Below are 14274 nucleotides of genomic sequence, written 5' to 3' on the forward strand. Positions count from 1 at the left end.
TTAAAATCTTATTTATGCGTCTTCGCCAAACGCGTTTTTAAGCCAGTCGATCGCATTTCCGGTGAAGGCTACCACATCGAAACGGCAATCCACAGTATCAAAACTCCCATTATGGCGGGCAAGCCACAAGTGGGCAGTCTGTAATAATTTTTGTTGTTTGGCGAGCGTCACGCTGGCGGCAGCACCGCCAAAACGGGACGACTGTCGGAAGCGAACTTCAACAAACACGATGGTCTGACCGTCTTTCATGATCAGGTCAATCTCGCCGCCGCGCCCGCGAACGTTGGCGGCGACAAAGCGCAGTCCTTTGCCTTCAAGCCAGCGACGCGCCTTTAACTCCCACGCGTCGCCGGTCTGTTTACGGCTTAACTGGCCGGGACAATTTGCCCCTGCTGGTATTTGAGCCATGATAACTTCCTGTTAATCACACAATCCTGATCGGCGGTCAGATCGCCGGTATTCCCGTTAAGCTCGAAGCCCGGTACCTGACGCATCTGGGTGAAGTGGTTTGCCAGCGCCCAGGCATCGACGCCCATCGCGTACAGACGCGCCAGGGAATAGTCATTGCGCACCGCGCCCAGCGCCTGCTGCATCAACTGCGGGTTGCTGCCTGCCAGCATGGGGATCTCGCTGTATTGCAGTCCTTCCATTTCCAGACGGAAATCCGGGCCTGCGGTACCCTGTGCGCTGCGTGAGCTGGCGTAGAGCGTTGCGCCGCTCTGGCTGCCGTTACGCATGGCGATCATCGGTTTGATAAAGGCGATCTCTTCCGGGGTAGCGACGATGTATGCCGAATCCACTTTACCGCCGCCGCTGATTTGCGCGTCGGTAGGTGGCGCCGGGATCGTCAGACCGCCGATGGTGACGCTCTGCTGCTGCGGCAGGCTGGCGGATACCGGGCTACCGTTGAGGGCAATACCTGCTCCGCCGTTCACGCCCGCTCTCAGTTCGGCAGCTGAGCCAAATTTCTGCTGCAACACCACGCCACCGCCAAGGGTCTGCCACTCCTGCGCAAACGCGTTGGCAACGCGATCGCCCAGCGTGCTGCGTGGGATCAGCAGCAGCGGCGCCTGCTTGCCCTGCTCGTGAATATGACGGGCCGCATCGCGGGCTTCATCCTCCGGAGAGAGGGCGAAGTAACAGATATTGGCGCGGTTCTGAACCTGCTCAGGCTGGTTAAGCGCCAGCACGTTCAGGGTGGTGTTGCTCTTCATCAGCGCTTCCACGTTGTTTTTCAACAGCGGGCCGACAACGATGCTGGCGCCGTCCTGCTGAACCTGCGCCAGCACCTGGTCAAGCGGCTGGGCGCTGGTGTCGTAGATTTTCAACTCTGCACCCGAATTAGCGCTGGTGGTGGCCACAGCCTGCGGCTGGGCTGCTGGCTGCTGTTCCGGCTGCGCGGTTTGCGGCTGAGGTTGTTCTGCCGTCGCGGGCGCCGGTGTTTCAGCCGGGGCCTGTGTTGCCGCAGGCGCTGGGGTAGCGGGCTGCGTCGTTGGGGCAGTAACCGGATTCTGCATGGTGCCCTGCGCAGGGGTTTGCGCGGTGGTCAGGTCGCTGGTTTCGGCGGCGGACGGGCTGACAACGTCATTCACATTCGCCGCCTGTGCAGCCTGCGCCGGAACCGCGCTGCCGGTGACGGCGGTGGTGCCGTTTTTCGCGGCTTCAAAACCTTGCTGAATGGCGCGACCAAACACCGCTGCCTGACCGTTTAACGGCAGCAACAGGGCGATTTTGCTGGTGGAGGCGGGCTTAAAGTTTTGCACGTTCACCAGCTGCGTTGGCAGCATTTTCGCTCCCGGGTTTTGCGGGTAACGCTTTTGCCAGTCGGTAATGCCAGCTTTCAGCATGTTCGGATCGCTGCGGTTGTTGAACCACATCTGTTGCAGATCCAGCCAGCCTTGCAGGACATTTTCATCGGCGTTGATTACCAGCGCTTTGGCCTGATCCTGGGTCATGGAGGCGAGCGCCTGCCAGGTTGCGTCAATATTTTTTTGCTTGTCCGCACCCGCGAGCAGAGGCTCCTGAGCAATCAGCGCGCGGAGTAGCGTCAGGGAAGGGCGACCCTGCTCAGCGGTGATACCGGCCTGCCAGAAACGGGCCTGCTGGTTTTTATCCAGCGTGCTGAGATCGATGGTGCCGAGGATCTTCTTCGCGCCGTCGTAATCTTTTTGCGCGACCTTCAGTTCTGCTGACAGCAGCGTCTGCTCATGGCGCTGAGTGTCGTGAAGATCCTGCGGCAGCTGGCTGAACAGTTCGGCGGCCTGCTGGGTTTTCCCTTCTTTCAGCAGTGCACGAATGGCGAGTAATTGCCAGTTGATCCTGGTATCATTTGTACTCTGCGACATTTGTTGCAGATAAAAGCCAGAATCAGCCTGAGCGGATCCCTGCATATGAGCAGTGCTCTGGTCAGGTGCCTGGGTGCCGCAGCCGGTAAAGATCAGGGCTGCGAGCAGGAGGGGCACGCTGTGCGCGGCTTTTTTTCGAAGAAACGTTAACGGTACCATACTGTATCCAGTGATTTTTTTACGCAATGCTCAATATTAAATCGGCAATACGGACGAAACAATGAAACAACACGAAACGGCAGATAATTCTCAAGGCCAGCTTTATATTGTACCTACTCCTATCGGGAATTTGTCTGATATTACCCAACGTGCGCTCACCGTATTGCAAGCTGTTGATTTAATTGCTGCTGAAGACACCCGTCATACCGGTTTACTGCTACAACACTTTGCCATTAACGCCCGTTTGTTTGCCCTGCACGATCACAATGAGCAACAAAAAGCCGAAACGCTGGTGGCGAAGCTTAAAGAAGGGCAGAACATCGCGCTGGTCTCCGATGCGGGAACGCCGCTGATCAACGATCCGGGCTACCATCTGGTTCGCACCTGCCGTGAAGCAGGCATCCGCGTTGTGCCGCTGCCGGGGCCGTGCGCGGCGATTGCGGCGTTAAGCGCTGCGGGTCTGCCGTCCGATCGTTTCTGCTACGAAGGTTTCCTGCCTGCTAAATCCAAAGGCCGTCGCGATGTGTTAAAGGATCTGGAAGCTGAACCGCGTACGTTGATCTTCTACGAATCAACCCACCGTCTGCTGGAAAGCCTGGAAGATATGGTGACCGTCTGGGGCGAAGGGCGCTACGTGGTGCTGGCGCGCGAGCTGACCAAAACGTGGGAAACCATTCACGGTGCACCGGTTGGCGAACTGCTGGCGTGGGTGAAAGAGGATGAGAACCGCCGCAAGGGCGAAATGGTGCTGGTTGTTGAAGGGCACAAAGCGCAGGAAGACGCCCTGCCTGCCGATGCGCTGCGTACGCTGGCTCTGCTACAGGCTGAACTTCCTCTGAAAAAAGCGGCGGCGCTGGCGGCGGAGATCCACGGCGTGAAGAAAAATGCGCTGTATAAATATGCGCTGGAGCAGCAGGGGGAGTAAGTCCCTGCCGCCTGTTTTGCCGGGTGGCGGCTTCGCCTAACCCGGCCTACACCATGTCTGAACCTCACTATTTCCCCGGCATCGCCTCAAACACCAGCGTTTCCAGCGGTTGCAGCGTAATCACCACAGCGTTTTTATACTCCTCTGGTACGGTCGAATTACTGCCGTACACGGCTTTCAGGGTAAACTGCGAACGCTCTCCTGCCGGGATTTCAAAATCTTTGGTTAAATCCAGGTAGTAACGTTGCGGCTTATCCGACGGGTTGCGTAAGCCAAAAATCGCTTTGTCTTTACTCCATGAGGCCCAGCCGTAAACCTCAAGCGAAGTTGGGTCCCCGCCAATCCAGTGAGTATCCACCAGCACGCTGGCATTCTCACGCGACCATTTTGCCGCCTGCGCCAGGGTATCCCACTTCGCCTTATTCAGCATGGACGGCGTGATGTACAGCTCCTGAAGCTGAGTACCGGTTGCGAAGTAGCTCCAGACCTGATCGGCAAAATCGCTGTCTGTTTGCACTTTCTCGAGTCCATAGTAAGCGTTCTCTGCGCTGACGATCCCGTGGTACATCAGTGAGTTCAGCGGGAACAGCGGACCTTTACGCACGATGGATCGCCAGGTTTCGGCATCGCGGTAGGTCATCCACTGCTGCACTGGTGTGCCGGGGCCGTACAGGTTGATATCATCGCCCTGACGCCAGATTGAATCAGCATAGAACAGCCAGGACGGGCTGGCGTCGGTGCCTGTGGTCAGGTTGATAAACAGGTTCGGATTTGCGCTACGCATGTTGTGCAGCAGGGCAATGGACGCGTCAAAATCCGATGCAAATGGGCTGCCCTTGATATGCGAATTGGCGTTACCCATTCCGTCGAGCTTGAACGAGGTAATGTGCTCGTTTTTGATCAGCTTGATGATCTGATCGTTGAAGTTTTTAAAGTAGTTCGGCCCCGACAGCGCCAGCTTGCCGTCTACGGTTTCGAAACCATACTCTTTTGCATGCGAGACGCGAATATCGCGCGGCTTGTTATATCCGCCCCACGGAGAAAGCCACAGCCCAACCGAGCTATGCAGGCTGTCGGCTTTTTCCCTGACTTTGCCAAAACCGTTGCTGAATGCCGGGCCAAACAGCCAGCGTCCGGTGCGATCGTCCCAGCCATCGTCCAGCAGGAACGCGTCCAGCGCCACCCCGCGTCCGGCAATAAATTCTTTATTCCATTCGTCCATCCGCCCAATGACATCCTGCTCGGAGTAAGGGGTAAAGAAGCCGATGTCCATCCAGCTGTTGTAGTGCAGATAAGGCTTATAAGGCCGCGGACGCACGGCATCGATAAACTGGTTTACGCTGCGGCGCAGCTGATTAGTTTCCGGGAAAGTGCCGAACCAGGTGGTAAAACTGACCGGTGTCTCAGGCAGAATTGGCGTTTTCAGCTCCACGTTGAGGTTGGTGGTGGCTTCATAAGCGTAAGTATTCACAATCGGTTTGTCTGGCAGGATGAAGAACGAGTCGGCCACGATTGGCGAGCTATTAATCGCCCCGTCAACGTAAGGTGCCTGAGACTGCTTCTTCGTCGGGAAGAAGGTAATTTTCGCTACGTCCCGCGGCTGCCCGACGGCGGCGATGGTGTAGCCGATGCTGGCGTATTTTCCCTTCACCAGATTCAGTTTCACCGTTACGTTAAAATCCGGATGCGTAAAGTCGATGACTATCGCATTGTCCTGCTTTTCGACGCGCTTGATTTTGAAATCAGCGGTGTGGATTTTTGTTTCATCCGGTAGCGTCAAAAAGAACAGCTCCTGGGGCGTGAGCGGATGGTTAGCTTTGCTGTCCGTTACCACTACCGTTGCGTTTGCATCATCAAACGAAAGGGCAATATTGTCGTTACTGAGCGCGTAGTTTGCTGCCGCCGCGCCATGAGAAACACAGAGAGCCAGCAGCGAGAGAGTAAGCATTTTTTTCATCGGGGTAAGATCCTTATCAGTAATGCTTCAGCATTCGGTTGATGGACTGTTCCAGCCAGTAGCGCTGGGTGCCGAAGTTAATACGCAGGTAGTTTTCGCCGTTTTGTACGTAGTGGCTACCATCTTCGATGACCACGCCAGCCTGTTTTGCGAAATGTTGGGTTAGCGCCGTCGCACTGCGATCGTCCGCACTGACGTCTATCCAGGCGAGATACGACGACTCCGGGTTCATCATCTTCCATGCAGGGAAATGGGTCTGGATGGCATCCGCAAGGTAGCGGGCATTGCCGCGCAGATAACCATTCAGCGCGTCGAGCCATGGCAGACCTTGCTGATAAGCCAGAATAATTCCCCACACGCCGAAGATATTGGGCGAGGTAATGGAGTTCTTCTCCAGCTGCTGGCGGAAACGCTGGCGCAGCGAATCGTCTGGAATCATTGAGTAGGATGTCTTTAGCCCGCCAAGGTTGAAGGCTTTATTGGGGGAGGTCAGCACAATCAGATTGTCCTGGGCGGCACAGCCCGAAGTCAGACAGCTGACGAATGTACCGTCCAGAATGTGCTCGGCGTGAACCTCATCAACCACCAGAATCGTGCCGTAGCGCTTACAGAAATCGGACACCTGGCGTATCTCATCCGCGTGCCAGATTCGGCCCGAAGGGTTATGCGGCGAGCAGAAGAACCACAGTTTTGGACGGTGAGTTTTGAGCTGAACTTCAATCAAATTAAAATCCAGCTGATAGCGGTTTTCCTTCACGCTCAGCGGATTTGCAAGCACCCGTACGCCCTGTCGCTGTGTCGCCATCGCAAACGGGTCATACACCGGGGTGTTCATCATCACGCAGTCGCCGGGTTTGCAGAACGCCTGAACCGTATAGTGCAGCGTGGAAACGGTGCCGTAGGTCAGGGTGATCCATGACTTATGCACCTCAACCTGATGACGGGTGCGCTGGAAGGCGATGACCGCATCGTAGAATTCGTCGAAGCACCAGGTGTAACCGAAGGTGCCATGCTCCACGATGCGCTGGAAGCCTTCAATCACGGCGGGTGGCGAGGTGAAATCCATGTCTGCTATCCACAGCGGGATAAATCCTTCCGGGACATCACCGAAACGCGAGCACACAAACGCATGATCCCATTTACGGCATTTATCGCTTTTACGCTCAATGATTCTGTCGAAATCAAACACAACGACCCCCTGTTAAATTAAGGCTTCAATGCCGGATTTGACGCTCTGCACCTGCGGGCCGATGATCACCTGAACGCTGTGGGCATCAAGCACCACTACTGACAAGGCGCCCGCGGCCTTCAGCGCCTGCTGGTCGATAAGCCCCATATCTTTCACCACCAGACGTAAGCGGGTAATGCAGTTGTCGAGCGACTCAATATTCTCTTTACCGCCAAGCGCGCTAAGAATAAGCCCATGATCGTATTTTGATTTTCCACGTGCCCGGGTATTGGCTTCCACCGCCTGGAGCGCACCCTGCGCGTCAACCTCACGGCCCGGCGTTTTTATATCGTGCCTGAGGATGTACCAGCGGAAGACGAAGAAGTAGATAGCAAACCAGGCAATACCCACCGGGAACAGCAGATACCATTTGGTCGACATCCCCTGCATGACGCCGAAGATCAGCAGATCCAGAATGCCGCCGTCGGTGTTGCCGATGGTGACGCCGAGCAGCGCCATCACCATCAGCGCCAGGCCAGACATAACGATATGAAACGCGTAAAGCACAGGGGCAATAAACAGGAACAGGAACTCAATCGGCTCTGAAATACCCGTGACCACTGAAACCAGCACGCCTGAAAGCAGCAGCCCTTTAATCACCGGACGGTTTTCCGGGCGCGCGGTGCGGTAGATAGCGTAAGCCACGGCAGGCAGGCCGAAGATAAAGGTCGGCATAAACCCTTGCGATAAAAATGCCGTAACGTGCGGGCTAAACGGCAGGCCAGCTTTCAGCTCGGCGTAGAAAATGTTCAGCGCACCGGCCACTTCCTGGCCGTTAACCATCTCAATGCCGCCCGCCGGGGTGAAGCGCACCATCGCCAGCAGGATGTGGTGCAGGCCAAAAGGTTTGAGCAGCAGTACGCCCACGCCATACAGGAACGGCCCAAAGACGCTGGTGCTCTGGATGATATGACCAATCCCGGCAATGCCCATTGCCACATATTCCCACAGCAGGGGGATGAACAAGCCGACCAGCGACAGGGTGAGGGCGGTAATAATCGGTACAAAACGAATGCCGCTAAAGAAGGCAAACGCGTCGTGCAGCACCGTGTCCTGAAAACGTTCGTGCAGGAAGTAGGTGATCACCCCTACCACAATGCCGCCGAGCACGCCCATCTCCAGCGTTTGAATGCCAAGCACGATGGATTGTCCCACCTGTCTCATGGTGGCGGCATCCGCAAGCTGGTGGGTGGCGGTCAGGTAGTAGTTGATGCTCATGTTCATCAGCATGTAGCCAACGAATCCGGCAAAAGCGCCCACCGCTTTATTACGTCTGGCAAGGCCCATCGGGATTGCCATGGCAAACATCAGCGGCAGATAGGTAAAAGCAAAGCCGCCGACCATGGCGATAAAACCAAAGGTGAGCTGCGTTAACTCGCCGCCCAGAAAGGGAAAACTTTTGATGGTGGAAGGGCTGGTGACAGAACTACCGATACCTAACAACAACCCCATAAAGGCCAACAGTGAGACCGGGAACATAAACGTCTTTCCCAGGCTCTGGAAAAACTCCCACGCTTTCGATTTAAACGACTTTTCCTGTGTCATGTAGGGACTCCTCGGTTTTTTAGGATAATGGAAGGCGCTGTCCGGCTTAAGGACGCGCCTTCATATTTGCGAGGCTTATAGTTATTTTTTTTGGTACTAACGTTATGCGCGATGGGTTCAGGCTTCAGCCGCAAGCAGCAGCCGGTTCGCCGAGCCGCAAACGGTGATTTTGCTTCTGACCACCTCTTTCATGGCATCCATGCCGACGCGCATGTAGAAGCGCGGATCGTTGCCCTGTGGGTTCTCGGCAAACCAGGCTTTGACTGCGTCAGAGAAGGCGATTTTCAGCTCTGTTGCGACGTTAACTTTGCAGACGCCCAGCTCAATGGTGCGGCGCACATCCTCATCCGGCACATCACTCGCACCGTGCAGCACCAGCGGCACTGTCACTACCTCGCGGATCTCGGCCAGCCGCTGGAAGTCGATTTTTGGGCGTTTGGTATAAAGACCGTGCGCGGTACCGATGGCAACGGCGAGGCTGTCCACGCCTGTCATTTCGACAAAGCGTTTTGCTTCCTGCGGGTCGGTCAGGAACGCGCTTTCGGCGTCGACGCTCATGTCATCTTCCACTCCGCCCAGTCGGCCCAGTTCGGCCTCGACGCTACAGTCGTTGAGGTGGCAGAAATCGACGACCGATTTCACAAGCTTGACGTTTTGTTCGAAGGGGTAATGGCTACCGTCGATCATTGCGCTACGTACGCCGGCATGGACTTTGCGGCGAATGTCGTCCAGCGATTCGTGGTGATCGAGGTGTAGCGCCAGCGGCATGTCATAAGTAAGGGAATATGCGCTGCACAAGGCGTAGATCTCTTCCAGCGCAATATGTTTAAACGTCCCCGGCGTACCCGCGAGGATCACCGGCGATCGCATTTCGCTACAGACTTCGAGGATCGCCTGGATCGTCTCGGCGTTATGGATGTTAAAGGCCGGAACGGCATAGCCCTTCGCCTGTGCGTCCTGCAAAAGATATTTAGTAGAAATAATACTCATGAGCCTGTCCTCTTAAGCCTGCCACGGATGAATAACGACGCCCTGGACCACACGGTTAACCGTACCGCTGGCGGATGGCGTATCCGGCGTATTGCCAACGTGCAGAGACTGGGTCAGTGCGAAGACCTGGGCGTACATCAGGAAGCAGAACGCCTGCTCCATATCGTTAAATGAACGGGAAGGCGGCAGCAGAATATGCGGGCCAGCTTCAATGACCGGATCAGTTTCGGCTGCAATGGCTACCACGCGCATGGCCTGACGATCGCGTCGCAGCTCGGCGAGCAGATCCAGATCGTACTGACGCGTATACGGATGGCTGGAGACAAACACGACGACCAGCGTTTCGTTGTCCACCAGCGACTTAGGGCCGTGACGGAAACCCGTTGGCGAATCGTAGAATGCTGCCAGCTTGCCGGCGGTCAGCTCCAGCACCTTCAGCGCAGACTCCCGTGCGGCGCCCTGTAATCCACCGCTGCCCAGATAAACAATGCGTTTCCACGGTTCGTTACCAAAGACGCCGGGACTGAAATCGCCGAGCGACGTGAGGATCGCCTGACAGCGATCGGACACATCGCGGAACGTTTTGCTGTTGATCGTTTCCGGTGCGAATACCGCCAGGCAGCTCGCCATCATGGTGGTGATGCTGCTTGTCATCGCGAACCCGCGATCGTGCGTTTCGGCTGGCATGAGCAGAGCGCAGGCGTTATCACTGTCGACGGCATTCTGGTACAGGCTGCCCGCTTCATTACAGGTGATCGACAGGTGGTAGCACTCCGGTACAAACTGATTCGCCAGCTCAACGGCAGCGACGCTCTCCGGGCTATTGCCAGAACGGGCGAAAGAGACCAGCAGCAGCGGATGCGCGGGGGTGAAGTAATCCATCGGGTTGGTGACCAGATCGGTCGTAGGTATCGCGGTGATGTTTTTTCCTGTGTGGCTGGCAAGCCATGGCGCAATGATGTCGCCGATAAAAGCGGACGTGCCCGCACCGGTCAGAACGATCCGCAGATCGGGCTTGCGCAACAGTGGCGTCAGAAAACTGTCGATCGACGCGCGCAGATTATCAATATTGTTGAGCGAGCGAAGCCAGCTGGCTGGCTGCTGGCGGATCTCTTTTTCGGTCCAGGTGCCGGTGGTGGCGATAGTGGTTTGTGGCATAACTCAGTCCTTAGTCGTGTGAATTCCACATCAGACGCTGGCAAATGTGTCGCTATCTTTCGTTTCGTTTCACTTGTTCACTTTAGCAGTTAAAGAAAATCTATAGAAAAGAAATCGAAAGTTCAATGGCGAAAAAGAAATAAAACGAAAAGTGTGATCGCGAAAGGAAAGGCGAAAATCAAGGAAAGGAAAAGAAAGGCCTTACGATCGTCTTCCGTAAGGCCAACAGGGCACACTGTGAAAGGGCTACAGGGAACGAGCCTGACCCTGGATCCAGATCTGCCGGAGGTGTAAACCCGCATCCAGCGCAATAATATTGGCGCGTTTGCCTGGCGCTAACGTTCCCAGCAGGTGATCCATACCGAGCAGACGGGCAGGATGCAGCGAGGCCATATGGATTGCGTTTTCTGGGGCGATCCCCGTATGCTCCACCATATTTCGCACGGCGGCATCCAGCGCGAGCGTGCTGCCCGCCAGCCCGCCTGAGGCCGTGCGGACAACGCCGCCCTGCATCCCGACATTTTCACCACACAACGTATAGCGCCCATCAGGCATACCCGCCGCCTGCATGGCATCGGTAATCAGCACCGTACGATCCTTCGCGCAGCAACAACACAGCCGCATGGCTCCAGGATGAACGTGATGCCCGTCGGCAATAAGCTCCAGCCACGCGCGTGGGTCCGTAAGCCCGGCGCCAACCATGCCCGGCTCCCGGTGGTGTAACCCCGTCATGCCGTTGTAGCAGTGCACCAGCCCGGCTGCGCCTGCATCAAATGCGGCGAGGGTTTGCGCGTATGTAGCGGCGCTGTGGCCCAGCATGACGCGTATCCCTTTTTGCTTGAGGTGATGGATCGCCTTCAGGGCATCCATTTTTTCCGGAGCAAGCGCCACCACCCGCAGCGTGTTCTGCGAAACCGCAATCAGCTCATCAAGTTCCGCGAGATCCAGTTCGCGAAACAGTTCTGGCGGGTGCGCCCCTTTGTTCTGCGGCGTAAAGTACGGGCCTTCCAGATAGCTGCCCAGGATCTGCGCGCCGGGGCCACCGGCATGACAGCGACGGGCAATGCGCCGTAACGCGCCATGGATCGCCTCCAGCGGAGCGGTGACGGTGGTAGGCAGAAACGCCCCCACGCCTTCACGCGCTTTGTGCATGGCTAACCGGTCCAGCGCGTCGGGCGCATCATCCATCACATCCACACCCGCGCCGCCGTGGACGTGGATATCAATGTATGCCGGGCAAAGCAGGTCTGCCTCGCGGGTATTAACCCCTGCCGGAATCGGCTCGATGGCGGTGATGACGCCTTTATCCATACGCAGCTGATGGTCATCCAGCCAGCCCTGCCCGGTAAGCAGACGACGCGCGCGCAGCAGCTGGCTCATATCCCTTCCTCGGCGGGCGCTTCCTCGCGACAGCGTGCAAGTTCATCCACAAGGCTGGTCAGGCCGCGATGGCCGCACTCCAGCGCCTGCAAACGAAAGGCTTCACTGCTTAACCCGTCGCGCTCCAGAACCATCTCCAGCAAAAGCTGGAGATTGGTGCCGGTGATCACTTCGCTGCCGGGGCGCTGCATCGCGAGGGTAGAGGCCACACGAAACGGCGTACCGCCGAGAAGATCGGTGAGAAACACGATATCGTGCTCTGCATCCAGTTCATTCACTGCCTGCTCAAGCTGCGCGGTCAGCCGCGCAGTGGTGGAGCTTTCCGGAAAATCGATGGCGATAAACTGCGGCTGTTCGCCGAGGATTTGCTTCATCGCCTGTTCCAGCCCGCTGGCAAAACCGCCGTGACCCGTCAAAATAATGCCTAACATCGCAACCTCTTTGCTTTTTAAAGGAAGTGACAGAATTTACCGACAACGCCCAGCACCACGGTGATACCAATCAGGCGCAGTGGGCTCCAGCCACGGCGTACCAGCCAGAACATGGTCAGGGTGTAGACCAGCGGCAGAAAGGCGGGCATCAGTTTGTCGATCACATCGGTTTGCAGTTTGACGACCGCATCCCCGGCTTTAATCTCGAGTGTGGTATTCAGGCGCACATAGGTTGCCACCAGCGCACCAATCACTGTCATCCCGACAATGGACGCAGCATGACCAACCTTTTTGGTGTTGGCCTTGATCAGCGGGATCGCGGCGACACCCATTCGGTAGGCATAGTGCGCCAGACCAAAACGCAGGCCGAGATGCACCACGTTAAACAGCACGATAAAGACCACGGCGCCAAGAATGGAGCCCTGTAGCGCCAGGCTGGCGCCAATCCCCCCGCAGATGGGCAGCAGGGTCAGCCAGAACATGGCGTCACCAATGCCACCGAGCGGTGCGCCAACGGCAATTTTAGTACTCTGGATGCTGTTCACATCCTGCTTGGAACGCTCCATTGCCAGAATAATGCCGATGACGAAGGTCACCAGGAACGGGTGGGTGTTAAAGAAGCCCATATGGCCTTTCATGGCGCGCGCCAGGTCCCGCTTATTGGTGTGGATCTTTTTCAGCGCGGGCAGTAGCCCATACAGCCAGCCGGAGGCCTGCATACGCTCGTAGTTAAACGAGGCCTGTAGCAGCATGGAACGCCAGGCGACACGGTTAATATCCTTTTTCGTTAGCTCAGCGCCAATACGCTGGTCTTCATAGACGTTTTCATTCACGCCGGTCAGCAGTGTCTCTTCACTTTCAGACACGCCCGGCAGGGTGGTGTGATTAGATGCCATCTTCAAATTCCTCTTTCTGGGCCGCAGGCGTCGTGGGTTCAGGCGATTTGCGCAGCAGGTCGATCAGCGCCATCGCCAGCGCAGCCGCGGCAATCGCCAGCACCGGGAGTTTCAGCCAGGCCGCGGCGACAAAGCCGATAATGAAGTAAGGGATGTAAACGTTTTTCATCATGATCTTCAGCAGCACGGCGAAGCCGATCGCTGGCATGATGCCGCCCGCGACGCCGAGACCGTCGATCAGACGTTCCGGCAGCACGTCAATGGCGGTTTTCGCATGTTCAGCCCCGAAGTAGATGGGCAGAAATGCGCACAGGAAGTAGAAGATGCCGAGCGCCAGCAGTGCCAGATAGTTGACCCGTTCAATACCACGGGTGTCTGCGTTAGCCGCCATGCGATCGCAGCGGGACATCACGCCGGACATCACAGAGAAGAGGAATGTGATCCCCATCTGAACCGCCACGGCAAACGGCACGGCGACCCCAACGGCGACATCCGGCTTCACGCCTGTGGTAATGGCAAATGTGGTGCCAACGATGGTGCCGATAATCACGTTTGGCGGCTGCGCGCCCGCCAGCGGCGCGAGTCCCATCCAGACCAGTTCTAACGTACCGCCGGTCAGAATTCCGGTGTGCAGATCGCCCAGAATCAGGCCAACCAGTGGCCCGAGTACAACCGGGCGGTGCATGTGTGTTAAGCCGTTAAACATATCCAGGCCCGCTATAAAGGCGAGAAGCCCCAGCGCGAAAGCCTGCAACAGACTGATTTCCATTGTGAATCCCTCAGAGCAGTTTGAAGAGATCCAAAGCAGTCTCTGTTGGAACGCCCTGAACGAAGCATTCCACTCCGGCCGCCTTCAGGCCGTTAAACGCGGCGATATCGTTCGCGTCTACAGATACCGTTTTGGCAATTTGCTGTTTGCCACTGGCGTAATGCATATTTCCGACGTTTATACGGGTGATGGGCACGCCGCCCTCGACCAGCGTTAAAAAATCAGCCGGTGTTTTACAGACCAGCAGGATTTTCTGCCGGTCGGCGGCGCGATGAATGTTGTCGATCACTTTTTGCAGGGACCAGAAACGCACGGCGATGCCTTCCGCCAGCACCATCTCCATCAGATTTTGCTGAACCGGATCGTCTGCAACCTCGTCATTTGCCACCAGCACCAGGTTCGCCCCCGCAAACCCTACCCACTGTACGCCCACCTGACCGTGGACCAGGCGTTCATCAATGCGGCATAAGACAATGTTTGGCATAGCGTTT

13 protein-coding genes are annotated in these 14274 nt (G+C 56.6%); 1 reads left to right on the forward strand and 12 read right to left on the reverse strand.

Features of this window, described 5'->3' with window-relative positions; genetic code table 11:
• Positions 1 to 12: 12 nt before the first annotated feature.
• A complete protein-coding gene (locus tag RHN82_RS12505) occupies positions 13 to 408 on the reverse strand; it encodes a YraN family protein (RefSeq protein ID WP_047051227.1) in 396 nt (131 codons plus the stop codon).
• Positions 366 to 2504, reverse strand: coding sequence for a penicillin-binding protein activator (locus tag RHN82_RS12510; protein WP_047051226.1), 2139 nt, complete (start codon positions 2502 to 2504; stop codon positions 366 to 368). Before RHN82_RS12510 ends, RHN82_RS12505 begins: the two co-directional genes overlap by 43 nt.
• A gap of 61 nt (positions 2505 to 2565) precedes the next feature.
• Between RHN82_RS12510 and rsmI the strand changes: the two genes are divergently transcribed.
• A complete protein-coding gene (gene rsmI / locus RHN82_RS12515; protein ID WP_047051225.1) occupies positions 2566 to 3429 on the forward strand; it encodes a 16S rRNA (cytidine(1402)-2'-O)-methyltransferase in 864 nt (287 codons plus the stop codon).
• A 67-nt stretch (positions 3430 to 3496) separates the two neighbouring features.
• Here rsmI and RHN82_RS12520 read toward each other — a convergent pair whose 3' ends face one another.
• The 10 genes from RHN82_RS12520 to agaV all read right to left on the reverse strand — a co-directional run bounded on the left by RHN82_RS12520 (position 3497) and on the right by agaV (position 14267).
• On the reverse strand, positions 3497 to 5386 hold the full coding sequence (locus tag RHN82_RS12520; protein ID WP_047051224.1) for an enterotoxin: 1890 nt from the start codon (positions 5384 to 5386) through the stop codon (positions 3497 to 3499).
• 16 nt (positions 5387 to 5402) lie between these two features.
• A complete protein-coding gene (locus tag RHN82_RS12525) occupies positions 5403 to 6575 on the reverse strand; it encodes a MalY/PatB family protein (RefSeq protein WP_047051223.1) in 1173 nt (390 codons plus the stop codon).
• A 12-nt stretch (positions 6576 to 6587) separates the two neighbouring features.
• Entirely contained in the window at positions 6588 to 8159 is a 1572-nt protein-coding gene (malX, locus tag RHN82_RS12530; RefSeq protein ID WP_047051222.1) for a maltose/glucose-specific PTS transporter subunit IIBC, read from the reverse strand.
• Positions 8160 to 8276: 117 nt separating this feature from the next.
• On the reverse strand, positions 8277 to 9149 hold the full coding sequence (gene kbaY / locus RHN82_RS12535; protein WP_032104419.1) for a tagatose-bisphosphate aldolase subunit KbaY: 873 nt from the start codon (positions 9147 to 9149) through the stop codon (positions 8277 to 8279).
• A gap of 12 nt (positions 9150 to 9161) precedes the next feature.
• Positions 9162 to 10307, reverse strand: coding sequence for an SIS domain-containing protein (locus RHN82_RS12540; protein ID WP_045338542.1), 1146 nt, complete (start codon positions 10305 to 10307; stop codon positions 9162 to 9164).
• A gap of 246 nt (positions 10308 to 10553) precedes the next feature.
• Positions 10554 to 11687 (reverse strand): N-acetylglucosamine-6-phosphate deacetylase, encoded by a 1134-nt coding sequence (gene nagA / locus RHN82_RS12545; protein WP_047051221.1) that lies wholly within the window; start codon positions 11685 to 11687, stop codon positions 10554 to 10556.
• A complete protein-coding gene (gene agaF / locus RHN82_RS12550; protein ID WP_017382441.1) occupies positions 11684 to 12118 on the reverse strand; it encodes a PTS galactosamine/N-acetylgalactosamine transporter subunit IIA in 435 nt (144 codons plus the stop codon). The genes nagA and agaF overlap by 4 nt, the downstream gene beginning before the upstream one ends.
• Positions 12119 to 12135: 17 nt before the next feature.
• On the reverse strand, positions 12136 to 13014 hold the full coding sequence (agaE, locus tag RHN82_RS12555) for a PTS N-acetylgalactosamine transporter subunit IID (protein ID WP_017382440.1): 879 nt from the start codon (positions 13012 to 13014) through the stop codon (positions 12136 to 12138).
• On the reverse strand, positions 13004 to 13783 hold the full coding sequence (gene agaW, locus RHN82_RS12560) for a PTS N-acetylgalactosamine transporter subunit IIC (protein ID WP_047051220.1): 780 nt from the start codon (positions 13781 to 13783) through the stop codon (positions 13004 to 13006). The genes agaE and agaW overlap by 11 nt, the downstream gene beginning before the upstream one ends.
• A 10-nt stretch (positions 13784 to 13793) precedes the next feature.
• Positions 13794 to 14267, reverse strand: a complete 474-nt coding sequence (gene agaV, locus RHN82_RS12565; protein ID WP_047051219.1) for a PTS N-acetylgalactosamine transporter subunit IIB — start codon at positions 14265 to 14267, stop codon at positions 13794 to 13796.
• Positions 14268 to 14274 lie beyond the last annotated feature (7 nt).

This window comes from Enterobacter cloacae complex sp. EB5 (assembly GCF_031432835.1).
GTDB classification, from domain to species: Bacteria; Pseudomonadota; Gammaproteobacteria; order Enterobacterales; family Enterobacteriaceae; genus Enterobacter; species Enterobacter hormaechei_C.